This window comes from Bradyrhizobium oligotrophicum, assembly GCF_051168495.1.
GTDB lineage: Bacteria > Pseudomonadota > Alphaproteobacteria > Rhizobiales > Xanthobacteraceae > Bradyrhizobium > Bradyrhizobium oligotrophicum_A.
Map to the genome: position 1 here is coordinate 23,893 of NZ_JBNPVB010000024.1, position 25,114 is coordinate 49,006.

20 protein-coding genes are annotated in these 25,114 nt (G+C 65.8%); 11 read left to right on the forward strand and 9 right to left on the reverse strand.

Annotation, left to right across the window (positions count from 1 at the left end; all coding sequences use genetic code 11):
• Positions 1-28: 28 nt before the first annotated feature.
• Complete coding sequence (locus ACQR1B_RS31505) at positions 29-703, reverse strand: Crp/Fnr family transcriptional regulator (RefSeq protein WP_434836799.1); 675 nt, start codon at positions 701-703, stop codon at positions 29-31.
• Between the two features lie 212 nt (positions 704-915).
• On the opposite strand from ACQR1B_RS31505, the gene ACQR1B_RS31510 reads away from it, so the two are divergent.
• The gene (locus ACQR1B_RS31510) at positions 916-3,036 is read left to right on the forward strand and encodes an AsmA family protein (RefSeq protein WP_434836798.1); all 2,121 of its coding nucleotides are present in this window, start codon (positions 916-918) and stop codon (positions 3,034-3,036) included.
• 265 nt (positions 3,037-3,301) lie between these two features.
• Entirely contained in the window at positions 3,302-5,752 is a 2,451-nt protein-coding gene (locus ACQR1B_RS31515; RefSeq protein ID WP_434836797.1) for an adenylate/guanylate cyclase domain-containing protein, read from the forward strand.
• A gap of 167 nt (positions 5,753-5,919) precedes the next feature.
• Here the strand turns inward: ACQR1B_RS31515 and ACQR1B_RS31520 are convergent, their stop codons facing one another.
• Positions 5,920-6,477, reverse strand: a complete 558-nt coding sequence (locus ACQR1B_RS31520; protein WP_434836796.1) for a MarR family winged helix-turn-helix transcriptional regulator — start codon at positions 6,475-6,477, stop codon at positions 5,920-5,922.
• A gap of 172 nt (positions 6,478-6,649) precedes the next feature.
• Between ACQR1B_RS31520 and ACQR1B_RS31525 the strand changes: the two genes are divergently transcribed.
• The 4 genes from ACQR1B_RS31525 to hmgA are packed head-to-tail and all read left to right on the forward strand — an operon-like array spanning position 6,650 to position 10,847.
• Positions 6,650-8,281 (forward strand): FAD-dependent oxidoreductase, encoded by a 1,632-nt coding sequence (locus tag ACQR1B_RS31525; protein WP_434836795.1) that lies wholly within the window; start codon positions 6,650-6,652, stop codon positions 8,279-8,281.
• An 11-nt stretch (positions 8,282-8,292) separates the two neighbouring features.
• Positions 8,293-8,517 carry a DUF2783 domain-containing protein gene (locus tag ACQR1B_RS31530; protein WP_434836794.1) on the forward strand — a complete coding sequence of 75 codons (225 nt, stop codon included), beginning with the start codon at positions 8,293-8,295 and terminating at the stop codon, positions 8,515-8,517.
• 27 nt (positions 8,518-8,544) lie between these two features.
• A complete protein-coding gene (locus ACQR1B_RS31535; RefSeq protein WP_434836793.1) occupies positions 8,545-9,501 on the forward strand; it encodes an MBL fold metallo-hydrolase in 957 nt (318 codons plus the stop codon).
• Positions 9,501-10,847 (forward strand): homogentisate 1,2-dioxygenase, encoded by a 1,347-nt coding sequence (gene hmgA / locus ACQR1B_RS31540; RefSeq protein ID WP_434836792.1) that lies wholly within the window; start codon positions 9,501-9,503, stop codon positions 10,845-10,847. Before ACQR1B_RS31535 ends, hmgA begins: the two co-directional genes overlap by 1 nt.
• Positions 10,848-10,850: 3 nt before the next feature.
• On the opposite strand, the gene ACQR1B_RS31545 is transcribed toward hmgA, so the two are convergent.
• The gene (locus ACQR1B_RS31545) at positions 10,851-10,988 is read right to left on the reverse strand and encodes a hypothetical protein (protein WP_434836791.1); all 138 of its coding nucleotides are present in this window, start codon (positions 10,986-10,988) and stop codon (positions 10,851-10,853) included.
• 96 nt (positions 10,989-11,084) lie between these two features.
• Here ACQR1B_RS31545 and fahA point away from each other — a divergent pair, with 96 nt between their 5' ends.
• On the forward strand, positions 11,085-12,356 hold the full coding sequence (fahA, locus tag ACQR1B_RS31550) for a fumarylacetoacetase (protein ID WP_434836790.1): 1,272 nt from the start codon (positions 11,085-11,087) through the stop codon (positions 12,354-12,356).
• Positions 12,357-12,438: 82 nt separating this feature from the next.
• Here the strand turns inward: fahA and ACQR1B_RS31555 are convergent, their stop codons facing one another.
• Both ACQR1B_RS31555 and ACQR1B_RS31560 read right to left on the reverse strand, forming a co-directional pair.
• Positions 12,439-12,750 carry a DUF1272 domain-containing protein gene (locus tag ACQR1B_RS31555; protein ID WP_434836789.1) on the reverse strand — a complete coding sequence of 104 codons (312 nt, stop codon included), beginning with the start codon at positions 12,748-12,750 and terminating at the stop codon, positions 12,439-12,441.
• Between the two features lie 89 nt (positions 12,751-12,839).
• A complete protein-coding gene (locus tag ACQR1B_RS31560; protein ID WP_434836788.1) occupies positions 12,840-13,319 on the reverse strand; it encodes an Lrp/AsnC family transcriptional regulator in 480 nt (159 codons plus the stop codon).
• A gap of 122 nt (positions 13,320-13,441) precedes the next feature.
• Between ACQR1B_RS31560 and hppD the strand changes: the two genes are divergently transcribed.
• Complete coding sequence (hppD, locus tag ACQR1B_RS31565; protein WP_434836787.1) at positions 13,442-14,560, forward strand: 4-hydroxyphenylpyruvate dioxygenase; 1,119 nt, start codon at positions 13,442-13,444, stop codon at positions 14,558-14,560.
• A gap of 316 nt (positions 14,561-14,876) precedes the next feature.
• Here hppD and ACQR1B_RS31570 read toward each other — a convergent pair whose 3' ends face one another.
• The 4 genes from ACQR1B_RS31570 to ACQR1B_RS31585 all read right to left on the reverse strand — a co-directional run bounded on the left by ACQR1B_RS31570 (position 14,877) and on the right by ACQR1B_RS31585 (position 19,975).
• Positions 14,877-15,989: a CaiB/BaiF CoA transferase family protein gene (locus tag ACQR1B_RS31570; RefSeq protein WP_434836786.1), complete on the reverse strand. Its 1,113-nt coding sequence runs from the start codon at positions 15,987-15,989 to the stop codon at positions 14,877-14,879.
• A gap of 211 nt (positions 15,990-16,200) precedes the next feature.
• The gene (locus ACQR1B_RS31575) at positions 16,201-17,001 is read right to left on the reverse strand and encodes an FAD binding domain-containing protein (protein WP_434836785.1); all 801 of its coding nucleotides are present in this window, start codon (positions 16,999-17,001) and stop codon (positions 16,201-16,203) included.
• A gap of 19 nt (positions 17,002-17,020) precedes the next feature.
• Positions 17,021-19,366: a xanthine dehydrogenase family protein molybdopterin-binding subunit gene (locus ACQR1B_RS31580; protein ID WP_434836784.1), complete on the reverse strand. Its 2,346-nt coding sequence runs from the start codon at positions 19,364-19,366 to the stop codon at positions 17,021-17,023.
• A 123-nt stretch (positions 19,367-19,489) separates the two neighbouring features.
• Positions 19,490-19,975 (reverse strand): (2Fe-2S)-binding protein, encoded by a 486-nt coding sequence (locus ACQR1B_RS31585; protein ID WP_434836783.1) that lies wholly within the window; start codon positions 19,973-19,975, stop codon positions 19,490-19,492.
• Positions 19,976-20,279: 304 nt separating this feature from the next.
• Here ACQR1B_RS31585 and ACQR1B_RS31590 point away from each other — a divergent pair, with 304 nt between their 5' ends.
• From ACQR1B_RS31590 to otsB, 3 genes are all read left to right on the forward strand, one after another.
• Complete coding sequence (locus ACQR1B_RS31590; RefSeq protein WP_434836782.1) at positions 20,280-22,319, forward strand: methyl-accepting chemotaxis protein; 2,040 nt, start codon at positions 20,280-20,282, stop codon at positions 22,317-22,319.
• Between the two features lie 405 nt (positions 22,320-22,724).
• Positions 22,725-24,239, forward strand: a complete 1,515-nt coding sequence (locus ACQR1B_RS31595; protein ID WP_434836781.1) for an MFS transporter — start codon at positions 22,725-22,727, stop codon at positions 24,237-24,239.
• Positions 24,240-24,246: 7 nt separating this feature from the next.
• Entirely contained in the window at positions 24,247-25,056 is an 810-nt protein-coding gene (gene otsB, locus ACQR1B_RS31600; protein ID WP_434836780.1) for a trehalose-phosphatase, read from the forward strand.
• The last annotated feature ends 58 nt before the right edge of the window (positions 25,057-25,114 follow it).

Below are 25,114 nucleotides of genomic sequence, written 5' to 3' on the forward strand. Positions count from 1 at the left end.
CGGCGTAGCAGGCTCCACAGTCCCTCAGCTATTCGTTGCGCGCGATCGTGTTCAGTCTTGTCAGGTCATGCAGCAGGATGCGGCCGCGCTGCAGGTCCAGGATCTTGTCCTTGCGCCACGCCTGGAGCTGACGGTTGACGCTCTCACGCGCGGCGCCGACGAAGACGCCGAGCTGTTCCTGCGAGATGTGCACCTCGGACCCGAAATCCTCGGCGAGCGCGCACAGCCGTCGCGCGAGCCGGACCGGCAGCGGCTGCAACACCGACTCTTCCATGCGCTCGCTCTGCCAGCGGATGCGCTGGCACAAGAGCTGAATGATCTTGATCGCGACCTTGGGTTCGCGCTCGAGGAAGCTCAGGAAATCCTCGCGCCGGAGCACGAACAACTCGGTGACCTCGCCGGCCGTGGCGTCGGCGGTGCGCTCCTGGCCATCGAGCACCGCGACCTCGCCGAACAGATCGCCGGGACCCATGAAGTTGAGCGTGAGCCGGCTGCCATCGGTGGCGCCGGTCTCGATGCGGATCTGGCCGCGCCGCACCCCGAACAGCGCATTGCCGGGATCGCCCTTCTGGAACAGTACCTCGCCCGAAGCGAGATGCTGGGTGTGGCACAGGCCGGAGATGCGCTGCAGTTCGTCCGTGCCGAGATCGGCGAACATCGGGTTCATCTTCAGGATGACCGCAAATTCGGCCTGCTTGCTCATCACTATACCTTCGGCAATGGTTTCGAAGCCCTAGTTACAGAAGCCGCCCGGGCAGAAGTGTGTCATAAGTCACATAACGACGCACGGGCTTACGCCTATTTTGGTCGCTCTCGGGGCGGCTTACGTTCCGGAAAAAATTGGATTGAACCGGGGCAGCGTTGCCGCATGCTAACCCGTGGAGACCGCTTGCGCGTCGCGATTGGGACATCGACATGAAAGCATTGAAGATCGCAGGCGGTCTGGTTGGCGCCGTCATCGTCGTGCTCGCCCTTGCGCTTGCCTTCGGTCTTCCGGCGAGCTTCCTGACCGTGGCCATCCAGGACCGGGTCGAACGCGACACCGGCTATCGCTTGAGTATGGCCGGTTCGGCGAGCGTCAGCCTGTGGCCGTCCCTGCATGCGACGCTGACAGATATCACGCTGCAGGATCCGAAGGATCGGGACGGCAACAATCGACTGACGATCGCCAGGCTGCAGGCCGACGTCGCGCTGTTGAGCCTGTGGTCGGGCCGGCCGGACATCGGCGAGATCGTCATCGACAAGCCGACGCTCTATCTTCCGCTGCTGCGCGAACGGCTGCGGGACAATGCGCCGCGCAACCGCGCCGCAAAGCCCGAAGCCGCACCCTCGGTCAGGATCGAACGCGTCACCGTCAGCGACGGCGCCGTCATCCTTTCCAATCCGCGTGACCGTGTCGAAAATCGTCTCGACGGCATCGCTGCGACGGCCTCGATCGATGGTGACAAGATCAAGATCGCGGGTTCGGCCCGGGCCGGTGACCGCCCAATGACGTTCGACCTCGCGGCGGCCGCGCCCGCGCTGCCGATCGATCGGCAGACCCTGCCGGTCGACTTCAAGATCGGCATGGCCAGCGTGTTTCGCGGCGTTCTGACCGGGCGCGCCGACATCCGGCTGAATGGGCCGGTCATGATGATCAATGGCCTCAGCGGCACGCTTGGCGATGGCGATTTCAACGGCTGGGCTTCGATCGATTTCGCCAGCAAGCCGCTGGTGAAGGTCGATCTCGATGTTCGCCGCCTCGATCTCGGCAGTTCGGCGTCGCAAGGTTCGGCCGCCTCTCCGGGGTGGAGCACGGCAGCGATCGATCTGCGTGGTCTCAACTACGTCGATGCACGGGTGAAGCTGTCGGCAACGGACGTCGGTTTCTCCGGCGCGCGCCTGGGGCCGCTGGACGTCGAGGCATCGCTGGCGGGCGGTCTGCTGAAGGCGACCATCGCCAATCTCAGTGCCTATGGCGGCCAGGCCAGTGGCGAGGTCGTGATCGACGCCTCTACCGGCAATCCGGCCTACGCGATGCACTGCGATCTCGTCGGCGTCCGGGCGCTGCCGCTGCTGCAAAACCTCGCTGATTTCGACAAGCTCGATGCGCGTCTGCAGGGCAAGCTGGCGTTGCGCTCGGGCGGCGCCAGCCAGCAGGCGATCATGAGCAATCTCAGCGGCTCGGCGTTCCTGCTGCTCCAGGATGGCACCATCCGCGGCATCAACGTCGCGCAGATGATCCGCTCGCTGACGACCAATCCGCTCGCCGGATGGCAGGACTCGAAGGAGTTGACGACCGATCTCACCCAGCTCTCGGCCTCGTTTCAGGTCGAGCGCGGCCAGGCAGTGACGAGCGACTTCAATCTGGTCGGACCGCTGGTGAAGGTTACCGGCGCGGGCACGATCGATCTCGGCAACCGCGCATTGGCGATGCGGGTCGAGCCGAAGCTCGTGATGACCACCGAAGGGCAGGGCCGCGTCTCCGATCCGATCGGTCTCGGCATTCCCGTCATGATCGACGGCCCCTGGAGCCAGCCGCGGTTCTATCCCGACATGGCGGGCATTCTCGACAATCCCGATGCGGCCTATGCCAAGCTCAAGCAGATGGGGCAGGGCCTGTTCGGCAAGGACGGCGCTGGGCTCAACAACCTGATCAACGGCATCGGCGGCTTGATCGGAAACGCCGGGCCCAACGGCGCCGCCGGTGCGAGCGGCGTGCCTTCGGTCGCCGCGCCGAGCGCGCAGGCGCCCGCGGCGGGCCAGTCCGATCTGCTGGGCGGCCAGCTCGGCGCGGCCATCGGCAATCTCATCCAGCAGGGGCTGCAGCAGGGTACACAGGCGCAACCGCAGCCACAGCCGAGAAGCCGCGGCCGGACGCTCAATCCCACCGAAGGTGCGGCTTCGCTGCTTCAGGCCCCGCCAGCCAATGAGGCGGCACCTTCGGCCGATCCCGGGCAGGGCGCCGCCGGCAGGTCGCTGGACCAGCCCTTGCAGGACGGCGTCCAGGACAGTCAGCCCATGAACGATGTCATGAAGCGCATCTTCAACAGGTAACATAAAACCGAAAACACGGACATCCGCCGTGACCTCTTCCCCATGGTGGAGGACGTTGACTGCCGTCTGCGCCACGATCGGTCAGGCATGACTGACCTCCGCGTGCTGCCCGTCCGGCCTGCCATTCTGTGCTAAACGGAGGATGGCGAAGGACCATCTCGGCACCGAGCGGTCCCGTCTGTGTGGTGTCGCTGTCGTGGCAGGACGACAGCGGACGCGCCCGTCCGGGGTTTGTCCTCGGAGATGATGCGCGTAAGGGGTTCGGATGAACGAGGTCGACAACAAGGGCTGGTCGTTGCGGCAGGGCTTGTTCGCCAAATATGTCGTGTCGCTGGTCGGGCTCGTGGTGTTCGTGCTAGCCGTGAACGGCGCGACCGAAACATGGATCAGCTATCAGTCCACCAAGGCGAGCCTGACTGCCGCCATGGCCGAGAAGGCCGATGCCAGCGCCCGGCGCATCGATCAGGCGATCTCGGACCTGCAGCGCCAGATCAGCTGGGTGACGCGGGCGAGCGCCAATACGCTGGAGCTGCGGCGCGCCGATTACGTGCAGTTGCTGAGCCAGGCGCCGGCGGTGCGACAGCTCTATCAGCTCGACGGCCAGGGCCGCGAGCAGCTCCGGGTGTCGCGCACCTCGATCTCGTTCTCGTCGGGCAACGACCTGTCGCGCGATCTGCGCTTCACCGAGACCGTCACCCACGGCAGCAACTTCTCGGCCGTGACCTTCAAGGGCGCGCAGCCGATGATGTCGATCTCGGTCGCGCATTCCGGCTTCAACGCCGGCGTGACCGTGGCCGACATCGATCTCGACTTCCTCGAAGACTTCATGACCGAGGCCCAGATCGGCAAGGTCGGCACTGCCTATGTCGTCGATCCCCGCGGCCAGGTGCTGGCGAGTTCGGCGAAGGGGCCGGCCGTCGGTCAGGAGCTCGCCAAGCTGCCGCAGGTCGCGGCGGTGCTCACGCCCGACGGGCAGCCGCTGGCCTCCGGCACCGACAGCGAGGGGCACGCCGTGCTCTCGGCGGTCGCGACCTTGCCCAAGCTCGGCTGGGCGGTGTTCTTCGAGCAGTCCACCGCGCACGCGCTGGCGCCGATCCGCGACCAGCTCTTGCGCGGCGCGCTGCTGATCGCGCTCGGCCTCGCCGTTGCGATCCTCGCGGGGTCGCTGCTGGCGCGCCGCATGCTGGTCCCGATCACGGCGTTGCGCGCCGGCGCGCGCAAGCTCGGCGCCGGAGATTTCGCCCAGCGCATCGAAGTGAAGACGCATGACGAGCTGGAGGAGCTTGCCGACCAGTTCAACAGCATGGCCGGCCAGCTCGCGCAGTCCTATGCCGTGCTCGAGGCCAAGGTCGAGGAGCGCACCCGCGATCTCGCGCAGTCGATCAACGAGCTGAAGGTGCTGGAGGAGGTCGGCCGCGCGGTGGCCTCCTCGCTCGATCTCGACGCCGTGCTGCCGACGGTCGCGGCGCGCGCCCTGGAGATCACGCAGGCCGACGCCGTTCTGATCTACTCCTATGACGCCGCCGAACGCCGCTTCAGGCTGGTGGAAGCCAAGGGCGTCGACCGAAACGGTGCGCACGACGTACTCGACGAACAGACGAGCCTGCTGTCGGAGTCCGTGCGCAGCGGCGAGCCGATCGCGATCGCCGAGCTCGCAACCGCGCCGGATCATCCGCTGCGCGACGTCGCGATCGCGGCCGGATTTCACGCGGTGCTGTTCACGCCCCTGGTCGACCAGCAGGGCGTGCTGGGTGCGCTCGTGGTGCTCAGGCGATCAGCCGGCGCATTCCCGCCGAACCTGATCGGAGTGATGCGCACCTTCGCCCATCAGGCCGTGCTCGCCATGCGCAATGCGCGGCTGTTCACCGAGGTCGACCACAAGGGCCGGGAGCTGGCTCTGACCCATGCCACGGTGCAGCAGCAGGCCGTCAAGCTCACGGAGCAGACCGAGCAGCTGCGCGAATGGAACAAGTCGCTCGAGGATCGCGTCGAGAAGCAGCTCGCCGAGATCGAGCGCATCCGCCGGCTCGAACGTTTCCTGGCCCCGCAGGTCGCGCAGATCATCGCGTCCTCGGACGGTCATGATGCACTGCTGGAGAGCCACCGCCGCGAGGTGACCGTCGTGTTCTGCGACCTGCGCGGCTTTACCTCGTTCACGGAGACGACCGAGCCGGAAGAGGCCATGAACGTGCTGCGCGAATATCACGCCGCGCTCGGCAAGCACATCTTCAAGTATGAGGGCACCCTCGACCGCTATGCCGGCGACGGCGTGATGATCCTGTTCAACGCGCCGATCCCGTTCGAGGATCACACGGCCCGCGCGGTCAAGATGGCGATGGAGATGCGCGAGGAGATCGGCCAGCTGACCGAGCGCTGGAAAAATCGCGGCCACAGCCTGGGCTTCGGCGTCGGCATTGCGCTCGGCTATGCCACGCTCGGCCAGGTCGGCTTCGAGCACCGGCTGGAATATGCCGCGATCGGCAGCGTCACCAATCTCGCCTCGCGTCTCTGCGACGAGGCCAAGGCCGGGCAGGTGATCGTGTCACGCCGCGTGTTCGGCGTGGTCGAACCGTCGGTCGATGCGAGGCCGATCGACGACCTGCATCTGAAGGGCTTCAATCATCCGGTGCTGGCGATGGAAATCCTGCGCTGGCGCGAGGAGAGCGCCGATGTGGTTGAAGTCACGGAGGAGCGGCGGCGTTCGTCTGCGACCTGATCAGTCGGGTGGGCAAAGGCGCTTGGCGCTGTGCTCCTTGTTGACGGCAGCGTCGCGCGCCGTGCCCACCGCCGTCGTTTGACGAAGAACGGTGGGCACGGCGCGCGAGACCGCCATCGATCACGGAGAGCGTGCCTGGCGCCGTTGCCCACCCTACACTTTCTCAACTAATACGCCTGCTTGGCGTCGGCTTCTTCGCTGGTCTGGATCAGGTCGAGGCTCGCCTCGATCTTGCCGATCAGGCGGTCGAAGGTCCTGCGCTCGTCGGCGGACAGGCAGGCCATGATTGCGCGCTCGCGCTGCTGCAGCCGCGGGATCAGCTCCTCATACAGCGTCTTGCCCTTGCGCGTCAGCCGCAGGCGGAATTCGCGGCGGTCGTCGGCGTTCTCGACGCGTTCGATCAGCTTGCGCTCCAGCAATGACGTCACGGCGCGGCTGATGGTCGATTTGTGGGTGCGGGTGCAGGCCGCGACATATTGCGCGCTGCAGGCGTCGCGGCGGAAACCGAGCGTCGCCAGCAAGCGCCATTCCGGAATGTCGAGCCCGTAGCGCTCGCGATACTCGCTGGCCAGCGCGGCGCTCACCTCGGCGGCCAGGCGATTGAGCCGGAACGGTGCGAACTTGAACAGGTCCAGGCGCTCGGTGTCGTGCTGCGCTGCCGCATCGCGCCTGTCTTCGGCGGGCTTGCCCTGCCGCCTGGATTCGCTCGCCGGTGAGGTGGCCACGATCGCGCTCCGATTTTTGAGTTGACGCGGCCGAGGCCGTCCGGTGTAGAATAGTTGCAGGTGAGACTATCTGGCAAGTGGCCGGTTGGGTCTCCTCCGGGGAAATGCCAACAGCTTCGGTCGACAACGTTCGGCCATCCAACCGCGATCACGCGAGCAGGGCAGACGAGCCATGGCGCAGGCCAATCCAGGTCAGAGCACGAGCGGGGCAAAGGTGCAGTTCGGCTATCATCGCCATGGCGATCAGGATCAGGCCACGCCGGCCGAGCACCCGGTCGTGGTGGTGGGGGCGGGCCCCGTCGGACTATCGTTTGCGATCGATCTGGCGCAGCGCGGCCACGCGGTGGTGGTGCTGGATGATGCCGACCGCATCGGCGAGGGCTCGCGCGCGATCTGTTTCTCCAAGCGCTCGCTGGAATATTGGGACCGGCTCGGCGTCGGCGACCGCATGGTCGACAAGGGCGTGGTGTGGAATGTCGGCCGCATCTTCCACGGACCATCGGAACTCTATCAGTTCAACCTGCTGCCGGAGCCCGGCCACAAGCGGCCGGCCTTCATCAATTTGCAGCAGTTCTATGCCGAGGCCTATCTGGTCGATCGCGTCACCCAACTGCCTTCGATCTCGCTGCGCTGGCGCAACAAGGTGACGGCGCTGGAAAGCCGCAACGATCGCGCCGTGCTGACCATCGAGACGCCGGACGGTCCCTATCGCCTGTCGGCGCAATATGTCATCGCCTGTGACGGCGCCCGCTCGTCGCTGCGCCAGATGGTCGGCGCGGGCTTCTCGGGGAAAGTGTTCGAGGATCAGTTCCTGATCGCCGACGTCAAGATGACGGCGGAGTTTCCGACCGAGCGCTGGTTCTGGTTCGACCCGCCGTTCCATGCGGGCCGCTCGGCGCTGCTGCATCGCCAGCCTGACGACGTCTGGCGCATCGACCTGCAGCTGACGCCGGATTGCGATCCGCAGGTCGAGAAGCAGCCGGAGAACGTGCGCCCGCGCATCGCGCGCATGCTCGGCCATGACAAGTTCGAATTCGAATGGATCTCGCTCTACAAATTCCAGTGCCGGCGCATGGAGCGCTTCATCCATGGCCGCGTGATCTTCGCCGGCGACTCCGCGCATCAGGTGTCGCCGTTCGGTGCGCGCGGCGCCAATTCCGGGTTGGAGGATGCGGAGAACCTGTCCTGGAAGCTCGATCGCGTGCTGCGCGGGACGTCGCCGTCCGACCTGCTCGAGACCTATCACGTCGAGCGCAGCGCCGCGGCCGACGAGAACATCCGCGAATCGACGCGGTCGACCGATTTCATGGCGCCGATCAGCGCGCAGGAGGCGCGGCTGCGCAAGGCGGTGCTGTCGCTAGCCAAGGAAACCGAGTTCGGCAAGCGCATGGTCAATGGCGGCCGTCTCTCGGTGCCGTCGGTGTACGAGACGCCGTTGTCGACCGCCGATGCCGAGGCTTGGCCCAGCGGGCCGTGTCCGGGCACGTCGATGCTCGATGCGCCGCTCAAGGCGGTCGACGGACGGCAGCTTCATTTGACGGACGCGTTCAACGCCGAGGGCCGGCGCTTCACGCTGCTGTCGTTCACCAATGGCGAGGATGTCGACGCGCCCGACGATGTCGGCGTCATCCGGATCGGCGGCGACGGTCTTGCGGATGCGGAAGGCTTTGCTGGCAAGCGCTACGGCGCCGAGCCAGGCACCTCCTATTTGTTACGTCCGGACGGCTATGTCGCGGCGCGCTTTCGCCATCCGACACGCGTCGACATCGCGGCGGCCGTGGCGCGCGCGTCCGGCCTGAACTGAGGAGCCGCACGATGCCGCTCTCTACCACTTCGAATTTCGCCAGGCCCGATGACGCGTTCCGCGCCATCGTCGAGGCGCATCGTGGACTTTCCGAGAAGGACAGCGCCGATCTCGATGCGGCGTTGGTCCTCATCCTCGCCAATCACATTGGCGACATCGGCGTGTTGCGCGAGGCGATCACGCTCGCGAAGCGGCGCATGATCGAGTCCAGTCAACAGCAACAACAGCAGCAATAGGGCGCTGCAGGTACAGGGAATGAATTGATGGCGAAGGGTTTCGCATCCACCACGGACATGGCCGAAAAGAAGGTCACCTTCTCCGAGATCGGTCCGGATCTCTATGCGTTCACGGCGGAGGGCGATCCGAACTCGGCCGTGATCGTCGGCGACGACGGCTGCATCGTGTTCGACGCGCAGGCGACGCCGGCGATGGCCAACAAGGTGATCGAGCGGGTCAAGACGGTCACCGACAAGCCGATCAAATATGTCGTGCTGTCGCACTATCACGCGGTGCGCGTGCTCGGCGCCTCGGCCTATCATGCGCAGGGGGTCGTCGCCTCGCAGGAAACGCACCGACTGATCGTCGAGCGCGGCCAGCAGGATTGGGACTCGGAGTATGGCCGCTTCCCGCGGCTGTTCCAGGATGCCGAGAGCATTCCCGGCCTGACCTGGCCGACGCTGACGTTCGAAGGCGAGATGACGATCCATCTTGGCAAGCGCGAGGTGCAACTGATCCAGCTCGGCGCCGGCCACACCTCGGGCGACATCGTCGCCTGGGTGCCGGATGCCGAAGTGATGTTCTCCGGCGACCTCATCGAATATCACTCGGCCTGCTATTGCGGCGATGCCTATTTGCGCGAATGGCCGTCGACCTTGAACGAAATCCGCGACTTCAATCCCAAGGCGATCGCGCCCGGCCGCGGCGATGCGCTGAAGGGCGAGGCCACTGTGCGCGAGGCGATCGCGATGACGCGCGATTTCGTCACCTCGCTCTACGGCGCTGCCGAGGTCTCGGTCGCCAAGGGCCGCAGCCTCAAGGAATCGATGGCGGCGACGCGCGAGGTGATGGATCCGAAATTCTCGAGCTTCGCGATCTACGAGCACTGCCTGCCGTTCAACGTGTCGCGCGCCTATGACGAAGCCAGCGGCATCGACGATCCCGTGATCTGGACCGCCGAGCGCGACCGCGAGATGTGGGCCCGCCTGCAAGGAGAAGGATGATGAACATCAACACATCGCCTGACCAGCTCAGCCGCGCGACCGGGCAGGTCACGCCGGGCTACATGTCGGGCTTCGGCAATTCATTCGAGACCGAGGCGCTGCCAGGGGCGCTGCCGATCGGGCGCAACTCGCCGCAACGCTGCGCCTACGGCCTCTATGCCGAGCAGCTCTCCGGCTCGCCGTTCACCGCGCCGCGCGGCTCCAACGAGCGCTCCTGGCTGTATCGCATCCGGCCCTCGGTCAAGCATTCCGGCCGCTTCACGAAGGCCGATGCGGGACTGTGGCGCACCGCGCCGTGCCACGAGCAGGAGATCACGGTGCAGCAGCTGCGCTGGGATCCGACGCTGATTCCGGCAGGCGAGGTCACGTTCCTGCAGGGCGTGCAGACCATGACGACGGCGGGCGATGCAGCCACGCAGGCCGGCATGGCGACGCATGTCTATGTCATCACTAAGTCGATGGTCGACCAGCACTTCTATGATGCCGACGGCGAGCTGATGTTCGTGCTGCAGCAGGGCATGCTCAAATTCGTCACCGAGTTTGGCCGCATCGATGCCGAGCCCGGCGAGATCGTCGTGATCCCGCGCGGGGTGAAGTTCCGGGTCGAGATTCCGGCGGGGCCGGCGCGCGGCTATCTCTGCGAAAACTATGGCGGCGCCTTCACCCTGCCGGAGCGTGGCCCGATCGGCGCCAACTGTCTCGCCAATGCCCGCGACTTCCTGACGCCGGTGGCCTCCTACGAGGACAAGGACACGCCAACCGAGCTCTACGTCAAATGGGGCGGGGCGCTGTTCAAGACCGAGCTCAAGCATTCGCCGATCGACGTCGTGGCCTGGCACGGCAACTACGCGCCGTACAAATACGATCTGCGCACCTTCTCTCCGGTCGGCGCCATCGGCTTCGATCATCCCGATCCGTCAATCTTCACCGTGCTGACCTCGCCATCGGAGACCGCCGGCACCGCCAACATCGACTTCGTGATCTTTCCCGAGCGCTGGATGGTGGCTGACAACACCTTCCGCCCGCCGTGGTATCACCTGAACATCATGTCCGAGTTCATGGGCCTGATCTACGGCGTCTATGACGCCAAGCCGCAGGGCTTTGTGCCGGGCGGAATGTCCTTGCACAATTGCATGCTGCCGCACGGTCCGGATCGCGAGGCGTTCGATCACGCCAGCAATGGCGAGCTGAAACCGGTGAAGCTCACCGGCACCATGGCCTTCATGTTCGAGACGCGCTTCCCGCAGCGGATCACGAAGCACGCCGCGGAGTCCGGCACGTTGCAGCCGGACTACGCGGATTGCTGGAACGGACTGGAGAAGCGCTTCGATCCGAACCGGCCGTAGGCTTCATATGACGATCAGAGTGGTGCGCGCAGCTTCCTCCACGTCGTCATGGCCGGGCTTGTCCCGGCCATCCACGTCGTTCAGCGCGCTGAGAACCGCGTGGATGCCCGGGACGAGCCCGGGCATGACGGAGTAACTCATTGCCAGGCTCGTTCGTTGCAACGGCCCCTCATCACCCTATGCAGGTCGCTCTGTCCCTCCCGCGGAGCGTGAATCTCGAACAGGCTCGCATCCGTCATGCACCCCAACGACCCCTCACTCCGCTCCTTCATCCCGGTCGATCCGTCGTCCGACTTCCCGATTCAGAACCTGCCCTACGGCGTGTTCTCCGCCGCCGACTCCCCGAAGCCGCGCGTCGGTGTCGCCATCGGTGACTTCGTGCTCGATCTCGCCGTGCTGGAGGACGAAGGCCTGCTCGACCTGTCGCCCGCCTACGAGGTGTTCGCACAGCCCTCGCTCAACGCCTTCATGGCGCTCGGTCCCGCCGTGTGGTCCAAGACCCGCGCTGCGATCAGCGCGCTGCTGCGCGATGACGATCCGCGGCTGCGCGACGACAAGCCGCTGCGCAGCCGCGCGCTGCTGCCGCGCCAGGACGTGACGCTGCTTCTGCCATTCCATGTCGCGGGCTACACCGATTTCTATTCGTCGAAGGAGCACGCCACCAATGTCGGCGTCATGTTCCGCGGCAAGGACAACGCGCTGCAGCCGAACTGGCTGCACATGCCGATCGGCTACAACGGCCGTGCCTCGACCGTCGTGGTGTCGGGCACGAAGGTGCGCCGGCCGCGTGGGCAATTGAAGCCGCCGAGCGCCGAGGGGCCGAGCTTCGGTCCGTGCAAGCGGCTCGATTTCGAGCTGGAAATGGGCGTCGTCATCGGCCAGTCGTCGCCGCTCGGCGCGATGCTGAGCGAAGCGCAGGCGGAAGCGATGATCTTCGGCTTCGTGCTGCTCAACGACTGGAGCGCGCGCGACATTCAGCAATGGGAATATGTGCCGCTCGGCCCGTTCCAATCCAAGGCGTTCGCGACCTCGCTCAGCCCCTGGGTGGTGACGCGGGAGGCGTTGGAGCCGTTCCGCGTGCCGGGGCCGGTGCAGGACCCGGCACCGCTGCCCTATCTGCAACAGGTGCATGCACAGAACTACGATCTCGCGCTCGACGTATCCTTGCGCGCCGCCGGCAGCAACGCATCGCTGCGTATCTCGCAGACGAACTTCAAATACATGTACTGGTCGAGCGTGCAGCAGTTGATGCATCATGCCTCGAGCGGCTGCGCGATGAGCGTCGGTGATCTCCTGGGCTCGGGCACCATCTCCGGTCCGGGCAAGGATCAGCGCGGCAGCCTGCTGGAGATCAGCTGGAACGGCACCGAGCCGCTCGAGCTCCCCGGCGACGTGAAGCGCACCTTCCTGGAAGACGGCGATTCACTCGTGATGCGCGGCTGGTGCCAGGGCAGCGGCTATCGCGTCGGCTTCGGTGAGGTCGAGGGCACGATCGTGGCCGCGGAATAGGCGTCATTGCGAGCGCAGCGAAGCAATCCAGAATCATGTGCGCAGCCCTGGATTGCTTTGCTACGCCCGCAATGACGAAGGACTAACGCTCCTCCGGCACCACGTTCCGGACGCCTGCCACGAATGCTGCGACGTCCTCGGCCGCATATTTCAGGTGTACGCGCTGGTCGGATGGCACTTGGCGTAGGGTGCATACGCCCGGCCGCCATTCGTGCGCGGGCCGAATCGGCCGCGGCGCAAAGCCGCCGCCGCAGTTCGGGCAGACGTTGAACAGCCTGGTCTCGACGCAGTCGGTGCAGAAGGTGCACTCATAGGAGCAGATGCGCGCGTCCGTGGCCGACGGCTGCAGGTCCTTGTCGCAATATTCGCAGTTCGGGCGAAGCTGCAGCGCCATGGTCGTCTCGCAGATGTTGGAACGCCGTGAGTGTCGCAGAAGCCGGCACGTTGTTGAATGGCCGAATTCCCTCGATTCGCGCCATGCCGTCAGCTGGCCGACAGCGATCCCAGCGGCAGCTTGGCGCTCTCCTTGAGCCGGTCGAGCACGATCGAGGAGCGGACATGCGCGACGCTCTGGTGCGGCATCAGCACGTTGTTGACGATGTCGGACAGGCTCTTCAGGTCGCGCAGCACCACCTTGAGCAGATAGTCGGAATCGCCGGTCAGCGCATAAGCCTCCTGGATGTCGTCGACGCGGTTCACCAGGGCGCGGAACCTCTCGGCGTTGTCCGGCGAATGCGTCGCCAGCGTGATCTGGATGAAGGCGATCAGCTCGAAGCCGAGCGCCTGGCTGGCCAGTTGGGCGCGATAGCCGGCGATGACGCCGTCCTCCTCCAGCCGCATCCGCCGCCGCGAGCATTGCGAGGCGGACAGGCCGGCGAGATCGGCCAGTTCCTGGTTGGTGAGCCGGCCGTCATCCTGCAGCGCGGACAGGATCTTGAGATCGAAGCTGTCGACCGAAATCATGCGTCAATTCCCCCGATTGTGCACGGATCGTGCATATTCAGGCGAAAATGACAATGGTTTGCATGCCTCATGCGGGGAATCTGGGCGATGATCTCCAGGTCAAGCCAAAGGAGCTGCCGCCCATGGGTCCGTTTCCGCACGATGCGCCGCCTGCCACAATCTCCGCCGACAACCCCATGGGCACCGACGGCTTCGAGTTCGTCGAATATGCGCACCCCAACGCAAGCGAGCTGCACGCGCTGTTCGAGCTGATGGGGTTTGCCGCGGTCGCGCGCCACCGGACCAAGGCGATCACGCTGTATCGCCAGGGCGACATCAACTATCTCGTCAACGAGGAGCCCGGCACTCACGGGCACGACTTCGTCGCCGCGCACGGACCGTGCGCGCCGTCGATGGCGTTCCGCGTCGTCGACGCCAAGAAGGCCTATGCGCGCGCGATCGCGCTCGGCGCCGAGCCGGCCGATCTGCCGCCGCAGCAGAATACGCTCGACGTGCCCGCGCTGAAGGGCATCGGCGGCAGCCTGCTGTATCTGGTCGACCGCTACGGCGCCAAGGGCTCTGCTTACGATCACGAATTCGAGTGGATCGGCGCGCGCGACCCGCGCCCCGCGGGCTCCGGTCTCTATTACATCGATCATTTGACGCACAACGTGCATCGCGGCCGCATGGATGTGTGGACCGGCTTCTATGAGAAACTGTTCAACTTCCGCCAGATCCGCTTCTTCGACATCGAGGGCCGCGCCTCCGGCCTGTTCTCGCGCGCGCTGACCAGCCCCGACGGCAAGATCCGGATTCCGATCAACGAGGATGCCGGCGAGTCCGGTCAGATCGAGGAGTATCTGACGATCTATCGCGGCGAGGGCATCCAGCACATCGCCTGCGGCGCGCGCGACATCTACGCGACCGTCGAGGGCCTGCGCGCATCAGGCCTGCCGTTCATGCCGTCGCCGCCCGAGACCTATTTCGAGCGCATCGCAGCGCGCCTGCCCGGGCATGGCGAGGATGTGGCACGCCTGAAAACGAACGGCATCCTGATCGACGGCGAAGGCGTCGTCGATGGCGGCCACACCAAGGTGCTGCTGCAGATCTTCTCGGCCAACGCGATCGGCCCGATCTTCTTCGAGTTCATCCAGCGCAAGGGCGACGATGGTTTTGGCGAGGGCAACTTCAAGGCGCTGTTCGAATCGATCGAGGAGGACCAGATCCGCCGCGGCGTGCTGAAGGTCGAGGCGGCGGAGTAGGGCCCGTCATTGCGAGGAGCGTAGCGACGAAGCAATCCAGATTCCCATCAGGGCCACTGGATTGCGTCGCTTCGCTCGCAATGACGGCGTGATGGATGGCAAGACGCTGCCCAACAACCGCTGTCGTCCCGGGCAAGCCCGGCGTCGCGCCAGCGGCGTCGGGCGCCGACCCGGGACCCATACCGCGTGATGTATCGTTCGGCTCCGGTGGTCGACAGTCTTCGCCAAACAACGGTCGGTGGTTATGGGTCCCTGCGTTCGCAGGGACGACACCGAATTTGACGCCACGGCGTCGGCAGCATCGCGGCTATCGAGCTTATCGTCCCGCCTGCCACGCATTCACTACCGCTCCGATCTCCGCCACCTCCGGCTCGCGGATGGTCGACGGCGTGCGCGAGAACCGCGGGGCGGGTGCCGGCTGCGTCACGCCGTGGCGCTCGACGAACACACCGCGCGCCGCCATGTGCGCGTGCTTGGGCGCTTCCGCCATCGTGAGCACCGGAGCGAAGCAGATGTCGGTGCCCTCCATGATGGCGCACCATTCCTCGCGCGTCTTGCTCTTGAACACCGTCACCAGCTTCTCCTTCAGCGCCGGCCAGGCGCGCGGATCCATCTGCGCCTCGAAGGCGGGATCGGAGAGGTCGGCGTGCTGGCGCAACAGCGCGTAGAACTGCGGCTCGATCGAGCCGATTGAGATGAAGTTGCCGCAGGCGCATTCGTAGACGCCATAGAAATGCGCGCCGCCGTCGAGGAAGTTGCGCTCGCGTCCCTCGGTCCAGCGGCCCATCGCGGTGAGGTCGAAGAACATCGCGAGCAGTGACGCCGCGCCATCGCACATCGCGGTGTCCACCACTTGGCCCTTGCCGGACTTCGACGCCTCCAGAAGTGCGGCGAGCACGCCGACGACGAGATAGAGCGCGCCGCCGCCGAAATCGCCGACGAGGTTGAGCGGCGGCACCGGCCGCTCCTTCGGGCCGATCGCGGCGAGTGCGCCAGTGATCGAGATGTAGTTGATGTCGTGGCCGGCGGCTTGCGCCAGCGGTCCTTCCTGGCCCCATCCGGTCATGCGGCCGTAGACCAGTCTTGGATTGCGCGCGAGCACGACATCGGGACCGAGGCCGAGGCGCTCCATCACGCCGGGGCGGAAACCTTCGATCAGCGCATCGGCGCCGGCGAGAAGATCGAGCACATCAGAGATGACGGCCTTGTCCTTCAGGTCGAGCTCGATCACCTTGCGGCCGCGGGCGGCGACCGACTTCATCGTCTTTCGCGCGCCGACGCGATCGAGCGTCACCACTTCCGCACCCATGTCGGCCAGCAGCATGCAGGCGAACGGTCCCGGCCCGATGCCCGCGAACTCGACGATGCGGAAGCCGGCGAGAGGGCCGGTGGCGCGGGTCTCGGTCTGGGGTGCGGTCTTGTCGAGCACGTCGTTGTGTCCTTGGCTTCTTTCATCGCGCTGTCATGACGAGACCGGCTCGATCTCGTCGCACGTCGAAGGCGTTTCCTGATGGCCCAATTGTCCCGCTTGTATCAGGCCAACGCAAGCGCGCCGTATGCCGCAAAGCAAAACGGCGCGCATCGCTGCGCGCCGTGTGGAATTTGTTCTGCCGCGATGCGGAATGATCCGCGTCGTGCACTCAGCCCGCCGCTTGCACCGCGCGCTGCGCCATCACCTTCACCAGATTGGCGCGGTAGTCGGCGGAGCCGTGAATGTCGCTGAGCAGGCCCGACGCCGACACGGCCACGCCGTCGATCGCCGCGGCCGACCAGTTCGACTTCAGCGCCGCCTCGATCGCCGAGACGCGCATCACGCCGCTCTGCGACGCGCCGGTGGCCGCGACACGCACATCGCCGCCCTTGGTCTTGGTGACGAACACGCCGGTCAGCGCGAAGCGCGAGGCCGGGTGGCGCATCTTGGCGTAGCCGGCCTTCTCCGGCACCGGGAACGTCACCTCGGTGATGATCTCGCCGTCCTCGAGCGCCGTCGTGAACAGGCCCTTGAAGAAATCCTCCGCCGCGATCGACCGCTTGTTGGTCTTCACGGTGGCGCCGAGCGAGATCAGTGCCGCCGGGAAATCCGCCGCCGGATCGTTGTTGGCGATCGAGCCGCCGATCGTGCCGCGGGCGCGCACCGCGGGATCGCCGAGCACCGAGGTGAGATGGGCGATCGCGGGGATTGCCTTCTTCACATCGGCATTGGTCATGATGTCGTAGTAGGTGGTCGCCGCCTTGATCACGAGCGTGTCGCCCGACAGCTGCACGCCGATCAGATCCTTGATCTTGCCGATGTCGATGACATCGGACGGGCTGGCGAGGCGCTGCTTCATCACCGGGATCAGGGTGTGACCGCCGGCGAGGAACTTGGCCTCACTGCCCTTGGAGAACAGCGCCGCGGCTTCGTCGACCGAGGAGGCGCGATGATAAGTCGTCTGGTACATGGTTGCTCCTCCCGTTGGATCAGGCGTTGCCGTGGATCGCGTGCCAGACGCGGTCCGGCGTCGCCGGCATTTCCAGCTTGTTGTTGCCGATCGCATCCGTGATCGCGTTGATCACGGCGGCGGACGCGCCGATCGCGCCAGCCTCGCCGCAGCCCTTCACGCCGAGCGGATTGCCCGGGCAGAGGGTCGTGGTGTGGCTGAGCTTGAACGACGGCACGTCGTCGGCGCGCGGCATCGCATAGTCCATGAAGGACGCGGTGACCGGCTGGCCGTTGCTGTCGTAGATCGCGTGCTCGAGCAGCGCCTGGCCGATGCCCTGGACGAGACCGCCATGGACCTGGCCCTCGACGATCATCGGGTTGATCAGCCGGCCGAAATCGTCCGCCGCGACGAAATTGACGAACGACGTCTTGCCGGTGGCCTCGTCGACCTCGAGCTCGCAGATGTAGGTGCCGGCCGGGAAGGTGAAGTTGGTCGGATCGTAGAAGGCGGTCTCCTTCAGTCCGGGCTCCATCCCGTCGGGCAGATTGTGCGCGGTGTAGGCCGCCAGCGCGACCATCGGCAGCGCGATCGACTTGTCGGTACCGGTCACCTTGAACTCGCCGTTCTCGATGACGATGTCGCCTTCCGAGGCTTCGAGCGCATGGGCCGCGATCTTCTTGGCCTTGGCCTCGACCTTCTCCATCGCCTTCAGGATCGCCGTGAGACCGACGGCGGCCGAGCGCGAGCCGTAGGTGCCCATGCCGAACTGCACCTTGTCGGTGTCGCCGTGGACGATCGAGACCTGGCTGATCGGCACGCCCAGGCGGTCAGCGATCAGCTGGCAGAAGGTGGTCTCGTGCCCCTGGCCGTGGCTGTGCGAGCCCGTGAGCACCTCGATCGTGCCGACTGGGTTGACGCGGATCTCGGCCGATTCCCACAGGCCGACGCCGGCGCCGAGGCTGCCGACCGCCTTCGACGGCGCGATGCCGCAGGCCTCGATGTAGCAGGACAGGCCGATGCCGCGCAGCTTGCCCTGCGCCTTGGCGGCCTCCTTGCGGCCTGCGAAGCCGGCATAGTCGATCGCCTTCATCGCCGCGTCGAGCGAAGCGTTGAAGTCGCCGGTGTCGTAGGCCATGATCACCGGGGTCTGGTGCGGGAACTGGGTGATGAAGTTCTTCCGCCGCAGCTCGGCCGGATCCATCTTGAACTGACGTGCCGCGGTCTCGACCAGACGCTCCAGCAGGTAGCTCGCCTCGGGGCGGCCCGCGCCGCGATAGGCGTCGACCGGTGTGGTGTTGGTGTAGACGCCCATCACCTCGGCATAGATCGCCGGGATGTTGTACTGCCCCGACAGCAGGGTCGCGTACAGATAGGTCGGCACCGACGACGAGAACAACGACATGTAGGCGCCGAAATTGGCGTGGGTCTTGACCCGCAAACCAAGGATCTTGTGGTCGGCGTCGAACGCCATCTCTGCCTTGGAGATGTGGTCGCGGCCGTGCGCGTCGGTCAGGAACGCCTCGGTGCGGTCGCCGGTCCACTTCACCGGGCGTCCGACCTTCTTGGAGGCCCACAGCGCCACCATCTCTTCCGGATAAATGAAGATCTTGGAGCCGAAGCCGCCGCCGACGTCGGGCGCGATCACGCGCAGCTTGTGCTCGGGCGCGATGTTGTAGAACGCCGACAGCACGAGGCGGGCGACGTGCGGGTTCTGCGACGTCGTGTAGAGCGTGAAATGCTCCTCGGCGGCGTCATAGTCGGCGATGGCCGCGCGCGGCTCCATCGCGTTGGGGGCCAGCCGGTTGTTGGTAAGTTCGAGGGTCACGACGTTGGCGGCCTTGGAAAAGGCGGCGTTGACCGCGGCTTCGTCGCCGATATGCCAGTCATAGACGACGTTGCCGGGCGCTTCCGGATGCAGCTGCGGTGCGCCGGGCTTCAGTGCGGAGGGCATGTCGGCCACCGCCGGCAGCTCCTCATAATCGACCACGACCGCTTCGGCGGCGTCGCGCGCGAGGTTCTTGCTGTCGGCGATCACGACGGCGACGGCCTGGCCGACGAAGCGCACGGTCTCCGGCGCCATCGCCGGCCATGCGCCCATCTTCATCGGCGAGCCGTCCTTGGAGGTGATGGCCCAGCCGCAGATCAGGTTGCCGACCTTGTCGTCGACGATCTGCTTGCCGGTCAGCACCGCGACCACGCCCGGCATCGCTTCGGCGGCCGAGGCGTCGATGCTCTTGACCTTGGCGTGCGCGTGCGGGCTGCGGATGAAATGGGCATAGGTCATGCCCAGAAGCTTGATGTCGTCGACATACCGGCCCTTGCCGGTGATGAAACGCTTGTCTTCCTTGCGGACGACGCTCGCGCCAATGCCTTCCATACCCATGCGAATCTCTCCCTACCGGAGTTCTGTTGTCCCGCGGCGGCCATCGCGCGCAGCGGTCGTGGTCTCGGTATTTGATTGAAAGACGTCTGCGGCCGGCTGATCCGGCGGCCGGACTCGGCAGACTTACTCGGCGGCCTGGGCGACCTTCATGCGGCCCGCCGCGTCGAGCACGGCCCTGACGATGTTATGATAGCCGGTGCAGCGGCAGATGTTGCCTTCCAGCTCCTCACGCACCGTGGCCTCGTCGAGCTCGCCCCCGTGGCGGTGCACAATATCGATGGCCGACATGATCATGCCCGGCGTGCAATAGCCGCATTGCAGGCCGTGATTGTCACGGAAGGCGGCCTGCATCGGATGCAGCTCGTCGCCCTTGGCAATGCCTTCGATGGTGGTGACGTTGGCGCCCGCCGCCTGTCCGGCCAGCACGGTGCAGGACTTCACGGCGCGGCCGTCGATATGGACGACGCAGGCACCGCATTGGCTGGTGTCGCAGCCGACATGGGTGCCGGTCAGGTTCAAATGGTCCCGCAACAGGTGAACCAGCAGGGTGCGATCCTCGGCCTCGACCGAGACCGCCTTGCCGTTCACCGTCAGTTTGACTGTCGACACGAGTAACCTCCCGATGAATTATTCTTATTCTGATTAGAAACAGCGCCCTCAGGACTTTGCAACTCGAATTTTCGTCCCCGTTGTCATTGCGACGTCTTGCGCGGGTCTGCGGCGATTCGGTCGCAGCTGCCGCTGCTGCACGAACGGGCACCGGCCCGACCGTGCGCGCAGAGAGTATCCGGTGCCGGTCATTTACCGCGCCTTAGCCATTGTGGCCTAGTTTTGATCACGGCTGGGTGCGTAGCCGCCGGCCGGATGGCTTCACGCGATCTTCAATCGATAAAGACTGCTATCGGGGGTGGGAATGTCCGCGCATCTGGCGCCGCAGCCGCGGCGTGTCGATTTTCTGACCCTGCGCTTCCGCGCCAAGATCTTTCTCGGCTTTGCCGTCGTGCTGGCGATTTCCGCCGCCAGCATCGGCTTCGCCTATCTCGGGTTCGAGAAGGTGGCCGCCGCCGTCGACTCCTATCGGGTCAGCGTGACCGAAGCCGATGCCGCCAGGACGATCGACCGCGAGCTCGGCTCCTATCAGGCGCTGGCGCGCTATTTTGCCTTGACCGGCAAGCCGGAGGACGAAGCGGCCGCCACCGCAGCCCAGCAATCGTTGCAGGCGGCGATCGACAAGGCCATGGCGGCGACCCGCGCGGCGGACCGCCGCGCGCAGCTCGGCAAGCTGCAGGCGCAGTTTCAGACCTTCGCCAGGATATTCTCCGAAATCGTCACCTTGACCCGCGACAACGCCAAGGTGGCAACCGACCAGATCGGGATCATCGGCAACAAGATTCGCTTCAAGTTCGACGATCTGGCCGATACGGCGGCGCTGGCGGGCCTTCCGGCGGTACAGACCACCGCCAAGGACCTCACCGGCCAGTATCTGACCGCCTCGGCCCTGATCGGCACCTTCCTGGCCAAGCCGGATCCGAAGACGGCCGATGGCGCCATTGCCCGGACGCGATTCCTGGAGACGTCGCTGGTGACGATCTATTCCAGCGACGAAAAGATCACGCAGCGCGTCACCGAACTCGGCGACCTGATCAAGCAGTATCGCGCCGCCTTCATCAAGTTCTCGGACAATTCCAAGGCACTGGCGAAGCTGGTGCAGGACATGGGCGGTGCGGCGACCGAGATTCTCAGCCTCTCAAACGGCCTGCGGTCCGACCTCGCGTCCGACCAGCAGCGCATCGAGCTGTCCACCCATGCTACCATCGCCGAGATCGAGCGGCTGATCGCGATCCTGGCTGTCGGCGGCCTGGCGCTCGGCGCCGCGCTGGCGCTGATGCTCGGCAACGGCATCTCCAGGCCGATGATCACGATGTGCAAGGCCATGCGCGAGCTTGCCTCCGGCAATTTCGACGTTCGGCTGCCGGGTCTCGGCCGCGCCGACGAGGTCGGCGAGATGGCCGCTGCCGTCGAGGAGTTCAAGTTGCAGGCGGTCGCCAAGGCGGAGCGCGACGCCGCGGCTCAGGATGCCCAGAGCCAGGCGGCTGGCGCGGCGCGCCGGGCCGAGCTGATCCGCTTCGCCGACGAATTCGAATCTGCGGTGGGCTCGATCGTCTCCAACGTGTCGACCTCGGCGCAGCAGCTCGAGCATGCCGCCTCCACCCTCACGCGGACGGCCGAAACCACCCAGACGCTCGCGAGCCGGGTCAGCGGTACGTCCGACCAGGCCACCGGCCGCATTCATTCGGTGGCGAGCGCGACCGAGGAGCTGTCGGCTTCGGTCAATGAGATCGGCCGCCAGGTTCGCGAGTCCAGCCGGATCGCGGAATCCGCCGTGGCGCAGGCCGAGGAGACCGACGGCCGCATCGGCAAGTTGTCGCGCGCCGCGCAGGAGATCGGCGACGTCGTCAAGCTGATCACCGCGATCGCCGAGCAGACCAATCTGCTGGCGCTGAATGCCACCATCGAGGCCGCACGTGCCGGCGATGCCGGCCGTGGTTTCGCGGTCGTTGCCTCCGAGGTCAAGTCGCTGGCGGAGCAGACCGCCAAGGCCACCGACGACATCTCCAACCACATCTCCGGCATGCAGGCGGCCACCCAGGAGTCGGTCACGGCGATCAAGCAGATCGGCGGCACCATCCGCCAGATCTCGACCATCGCGTCCTCGATTGCGACCGCGGTCCAGCAGCAGGGCGGCGCGACCGAGGAAATCGCGAAGAACGTGCAGAGCGTCGCCGCGGGCACGCAGGAGGCGGCGTCCGACCTCACGGAGGTCAATCACGGTGCGACCCAGACCGGCGTGGCCTCGGAGAATGTGCTGCGTTCGGCCCAGTCGCTGTCGTCGGAGAGCGCCCGCCTGCGCGAAGAGCTCAACCGCTTCATGTCGAACATCCGCGCGGCGTAGGCTTGCCGGGACGGAGTTAGGCTGGTCGGGCCGCAAATGCCTGCGAGGTGGCATCAGCCCACCCGGCATTCGCTGTCGTCCCCGCGAACGCGGGGACCCTAGGCCGCAGCAGTGGTTTGGCGGACGGTATCAGTTGCGCGGCTCAATCAGGGATCACGCGGTGTGGATCCGGGTCGCGCTCGCTGCGCTCACTTGCCCGGGACGACACTTTGATTGAGGCTCCACCGGGATACGTCACGAACGAGACCCGTTACCGGAAGATCGAGTATAGTTCCCGCGCCGCATTCCCGGGAACCCCGCACCCTGCGAGACGTTGAGTCGCAGTGGCAGCGCTTTGCCGCCGCATTTGCTTCATCCTCTCTGGTCAAACATGCGGTGCGACCTGCGCCGTCGCATTGGGATTCCATGGCACCCCGGCAGGTATCCGCACCCAATCTCCGTGTCGTCACGTCAGCGCCGCAATCCGGCGAGACGCCGCGTGACGCGCTCGCCAGCGACCGGGTCATCGAGACCAATATTCCCGCCCGGCTCGACGATCTCCGCTGGAGCCCGTTCCATACCCGCGTCGTGCTCGCGCTCGGTATCACCTGGGTGCTCGACGGGCTCGAGGTGACCTTGGCCGGCGCCTTGTCGGGCGCGCTGAAGCAGAGCCCTGCGCTGCGCTTCTCGAATCTCGACATCGGCCTTGCCAACAGCGCCTATCTCGCCGGCGCCGTCATCGGCGCGCTCGGCTTCGGTTGGCTCACCGACCGCATCGGTCGACGGAAGCTGTTCTTCATCACCTTGGCGCTCTATCTGTCCGCGACGGCGGCGACCGCGCTGTCCTGGAACGTCGCGACCTACGCGCTGTTTCGCTTCCTCACCGGTGCCGGGATCGGCGGCGAATACACCGCGATCAACTCCACCATCCAGGAACTTGTGCCGGCGCGCTATCGCGGCTGGACCGATCTCCTAATCAATGGCAGCTTCTGGCTGGGCGCCGCCCTCGGCGCCGTCGGCGCCATCGTGCTGCTCGATCCCGACATTGCAGGCCCCGATCTCGGCTGGCGGCTGGCTTACGGCATCGGCGCCGGTCTCGGCCTCGTCGTGCTGGTGATGCGGATGTGGATTCCAGAAAGTCCGCGCTGGCTGATGATTCACGGGCATCCCGAAGAGGCGCATCGGATCGTGGCCGAGATCGAACGCGACGTCACCGGCCATGACCGCGAGGCGCGCGCCAAGGAATTGCCGACGATGCGGCTGCGCATGCGCGACCACACGCCGTTGCGGGAGGTGGCACACACGCTGTTCTCGGTCTACCGCCAACGCTCGCTGGTCGGCCTCACCTTGATGATCGCGCAGGCGTTCTTCTACAACGCGATCTTCTTCACCTTCGCGCTGGTGCTCACCGATTTTTATGGCATCAAATCCGATCATGTCGGCTGGTACATCCTGCCGTTCGCAGCCGGCAACGTGCTCGGGCCGCTGCTGCTCGGCCGCCTGTTCGATACGCTCGGGCGCCGCGCCATGATCACCTTCACTTACGGCGCCTCCGGCGTGCTGCTGGCGCTGACCGGCTATCTGTTCTCGATCGGGGTCCTGAGCGCGCAGACGCAGACCGCCGCATGGATGGTCATCTTCTTCTTCGCGTCACCGGCGGCGAGCGCGGCCTATCTCACGGTGTCGGAGAATTTTCCACTCGAAGTGCGGGCGCTCGCGATCGCGCTGTTCTATGCCATCGGCACCGGCATCGGTGGCGTCGCGGGGCCGGCGCTGTTCGGCGTCCTGCTCGACAGTGGCGCGCGCGGCGCCGTCTTCGCCGGCTATCTGTCCGGTGCGGCGCTGATGGTGGTGGCGGCGGTCGTCGCCTGGTTGTATGCGATCGCGGCCGAGCGCAAGTCGCTCGAAGAGGTGGCGCGTCCGCTCGCCGTCATGGAGTAGACTGGCAATGTCCGAGAATTCCGAACTGATCGCACGACAAATGTCCGCGCCATCCAACGACGCGCCCGCCGCAGTCCCGGCACCCCTGAGCCTCGTGCCGCATCTTCGCGAGGTCGCGATCCTGCTCGACATCGACGGCACCTTGCTCGATCTCGCGCCGACACCGCGCGAGGTGTGGGTGCCGCCGGCATTGACGGAGACGTTGACTGCACTGCTTGAACGCACCTCGGGCGCGCTGGCGCTGGTCAGCGGTCGCTCGCTCAACGATATCGATCTGATCTTCGCGCCGGCCGTCTATCCGGCCGTGGGCGGCCACGGCGCGGAAATGCGGTTGGCCATTGCCGGCGAGGCCGATGCCATCCAGGCCCCGCCGATGGACAAGGAGCTGAAGCGCAGGCTGGCTGCGATCGCCAAACTCAGTCCCGGCATTCTGCTCGAAGACAAAGGCTACTCGCTGGCGCTGCACTATCGCCTCGCGCCGCAGGCCGAGAAGGCGATCTACGAAGAGGTGTCACGCATTCGCGCCGAGCTGCCGGGTGCGGCGATCGAGGTGCTGCCCGGCAAATGCGTCTGCGAGATCAAGCATGCCGGCTTCACCAAGGCGACCGGCGTGCGCGAACTGATGCAGCACGCGCCGTTCAAGGGACGCAGACCGTTCTTCATTGGCGACGACGTCACCGATGAGACCGTCTTTGCGATCATGCCCGATTTCGCGGGCCTGTCGTTCTCTGTCGGCCGCCGCGCGCTCGGCGTCGATGGACATTTCGACGCACCGGACGACGTTCGCGCGTTCCTGGCAAGGCTCACGGGGAACTGAGATGCATCAACGCTGCCGCGCCGCTGCAGCACGATCATAGTTCCATTGTTAGTTCCAT

What these genes read in the sequence shown, in the direction of transcription:
- ACQR1B_RS31505 (WP_434836799.1), bottom strand. Translation starts at nt 703, where the DNA reads ATGAGCAAGCAGGCCGAATTTGCGGTCATCCTGAAGATGAACCCGATG.
- ACQR1B_RS31510 (WP_434836798.1), top strand. Translation starts at nt 916, where the DNA reads ATGAAAGCATTGAAGATCGCAGGCGGTCTGGTTGGCGCCGTCATCGTC.
- ACQR1B_RS31515 (WP_434836797.1), top strand. Translation starts at nt 3,302, where the DNA reads ATGAACGAGGTCGACAACAAGGGCTGGTCGTTGCGGCAGGGCTTGTTC.
- ACQR1B_RS31525 (WP_434836795.1), top strand. Translation starts at nt 6,650, where the DNA reads ATGGCGCAGGCCAATCCAGGTCAGAGCACGAGCGGGGCAAAGGTGCAG.
- ACQR1B_RS31530 (WP_434836794.1), top strand. Translation starts at nt 8,293, where the DNA reads ATGCCGCTCTCTACCACTTCGAATTTCGCCAGGCCCGATGACGCGTTC.
- ACQR1B_RS31535 (WP_434836793.1), top strand. Translation starts at nt 8,545, where the DNA reads ATGGCGAAGGGTTTCGCATCCACCACGGACATGGCCGAAAAGAAGGTC.
- hmgA (WP_434836792.1), top strand. Translation starts at nt 9,501, where the DNA reads ATGAACATCAACACATCGCCTGACCAGCTCAGCCGCGCGACCGGGCAG.
- ACQR1B_RS31545 (WP_434836791.1), bottom strand. Translation starts at nt 10,988, where the DNA reads ATGAGTTACTCCGTCATGCCCGGGCTCGTCCCGGGCATCCACGCGGTT.
- fahA (WP_434836790.1), top strand. Translation starts at nt 11,085, where the DNA reads ATGCACCCCAACGACCCCTCACTCCGCTCCTTCATCCCGGTCGATCCG.
- ACQR1B_RS31555 (WP_434836789.1), bottom strand. Translation starts at nt 12,750, where the DNA reads ATGGCGCTGCAGCTTCGCCCGAACTGCGAATATTGCGACAAGGACCTG.
- ACQR1B_RS31560 (WP_434836788.1), bottom strand. Translation starts at nt 13,319, where the DNA reads ATGATTTCGGTCGACAGCTTCGATCTCAAGATCCTGTCCGCGCTGCAG.
- hppD (WP_434836787.1), top strand. Translation starts at nt 13,442, where the DNA reads ATGGGTCCGTTTCCGCACGATGCGCCGCCTGCCACAATCTCCGCCGAC.
- ACQR1B_RS31575 (WP_434836785.1), bottom strand. Translation starts at nt 17,001, where the DNA reads ATGTACCAGACGACTTATCATCGCGCCTCCTCGGTCGACGAAGCCGCG.
- ACQR1B_RS31580 (WP_434836784.1), bottom strand. Translation starts at nt 19,366, where the DNA reads ATGGGTATGGAAGGCATTGGCGCGAGCGTCGTCCGCAAGGAAGACAAG.
- ACQR1B_RS31590 (WP_434836782.1), top strand. Translation starts at nt 20,280, where the DNA reads ATGTCCGCGCATCTGGCGCCGCAGCCGCGGCGTGTCGATTTTCTGACC.
- ACQR1B_RS31595 (WP_434836781.1), top strand. Translation starts at nt 22,725, where the DNA reads ATGGCACCCCGGCAGGTATCCGCACCCAATCTCCGTGTCGTCACGTCA.
- otsB (WP_434836780.1), top strand. Translation starts at nt 24,247, where the DNA reads ATGTCCGAGAATTCCGAACTGATCGCACGACAAATGTCCGCGCCATCC.